Annotated in this window: 2 protein-coding genes; both read right to left on the reverse strand. The window is 35.5% G+C overall.

Features of this window, described 5'->3' with window-relative positions; translation table 11 throughout:
• Positions 1-169 precede the first annotated feature (169 nt).
• The gene (locus IV36_RS11670; RefSeq protein WP_001748066.1) at positions 170-688 is read right to left on the reverse strand and encodes a helix-turn-helix domain-containing protein; all 519 of its coding nucleotides are present in this window, start codon (positions 686-688) and stop codon (positions 170-172) included.
• Positions 681-1,616: a replication initiation protein gene (locus IV36_RS11675; protein WP_001748065.1), complete on the reverse strand. Its 936-nt coding sequence runs from the start codon at positions 1,614-1,616 to the stop codon at positions 681-683. The genes IV36_RS11670 and IV36_RS11675 overlap by 8 nt, the downstream gene beginning before the upstream one ends.
• Between the last annotated feature and the right edge of the window lie 123 nt (positions 1,617-1,739).

The following is a 1,739-nucleotide window of genomic DNA, read 5'->3' on the forward strand; positions in this document are numbered from 1 at the left end:
AAGGAAGCTGATCTTTTTTGTCCGAACAGCGTTCGGATTAATTTTACAATCTACCCACCAGAATAATCTGTGGGACAGTCCCAGCCCTCACCCTTTAGCTTGGCAGCTACAGATTGTTCAAATTTATCTTCCGCTATTTAACTAGTCTTCTTTTCTTTTTTAGTTGTAACTATTTACCAAAACGCCACCACTTTTTAGGTTTAGGTTGTGACTCCGGGGTGCTATTTTCAGGTTCCGGTTGTTTGTCTGACGTCACTTCTTTTTCACTATTATCATGCGGTGCCATCGTTAAGGCTTTCAAGTCCTTAATTTCTGCCTTGTATTCTTCGAGCAGTTGTTTGTCCTGTAAGGCCAATCTTTGTTGCTGATCTAGTAACTTATGTAACTCTTTCTTTTCAGATTGAAATTCTGATACTAAATTTCGAAGGAATTTCACTTCATCTTGTCCATCAACCGCATCTTTTTTGTTGTCGTCAACATCATCTTTTTGTTGACGGTATCTTGTTGATGAATCGTTTGAGAACATTGCTTTAATAGCTTTTTGCCCATCAACATCAACGTAAACAGTATTGCCTTTTGTTGATGTAAATTGACGTAAATCGATTGACGCATCTCTTTTTATCTTTTGCCATATAGCCTGCTTTGAAACGCCCAATTCATCAGCAAGTTCTCTAATAGTTTTAGGCATGATTTCCAAACCCCTTTCGGAGTTCAGCAAGTGCTTCTTGTCTTGCTTGATCTCTTATTTTTTTATCGTGCTCGGCCTGTTTATCAGCCAATGCTTGTTTCTCAGTAGAGCCTAAAGTTAACCCCTTAACCTTGTCAATGGCGCGCCATTTTTCCTGCTCTGTTAATTCACCATTATGCTGAATATTAAAAAGCTTTTGACGCTCATCTTGTAATTGGCCTTGTGAGAAATCATTGGCATCTTTCTTTTCTGGTTTCCAGGTAAACGAATAGCCAATAACTGGTTTCCCACGCCCTTTACCATATTTTTTTCTAACCGTTAATCCTCTAAACAAAGGAGTTAATTCTTCTTTAATGGGTTTTATAACAAATTTATCGACGTTAGAGGGACTATTCCAGTAACTTTTGGGCATATCTAGTAATTCAAAAAAGTCTTCTTTAGAAAAATAAGCATATCCAGTGGTTCTGAACTGTTTTAGTAACCGAAACATTGTTTTTGCGTAACTACTTTTTAAATCTCTAAACTCTGCCAACGCATAACGAACCCAACTTTCAAGCTTGTTTAAAAGGGGTAAAGCACGTTCATAAACTTTTACGTCTACATAAGGTTCTTCTGCATCTCCATCAATTTTAAATTCTGTAAACAAAACAAAAAACTCTCGAGTTAATCCACTTTTACTTCGTCTACCAAAATGTAATCCCATCATTTTTTCATAAGTTCTCTGAATGTCATCTTCAAAACGGTTATTTGCAGTAGGTTTATAAGCACTTAGCTCTTTTAATTGATCAAAAGTAAAACGAATGGTCTGATCACTCTTATCACGCATACGAGAAATAATCGAAAAAAATAAATTCATTTCAACTGGAGTAAATTTTCGAAGTGGAATGGTATTTAACTCTGGATCATATTTAATAATTTCATTTCCCATGCTGTACCTCCTAATGATTACAAATTAATTTTAGATTATGTTTATCAAGTAGTCAACTTTATAGTTCTACTTGATAAACAGACAAAACCTACTTGATAAACAGACAAAACCTACTTGATAAAC

This window comes from Liquorilactobacillus mali (assembly GCF_001437155.1).
GTDB classification, from domain to species: domain Bacteria; phylum Bacillota; class Bacilli; order Lactobacillales; family Lactobacillaceae; genus Liquorilactobacillus; species Liquorilactobacillus mali_A.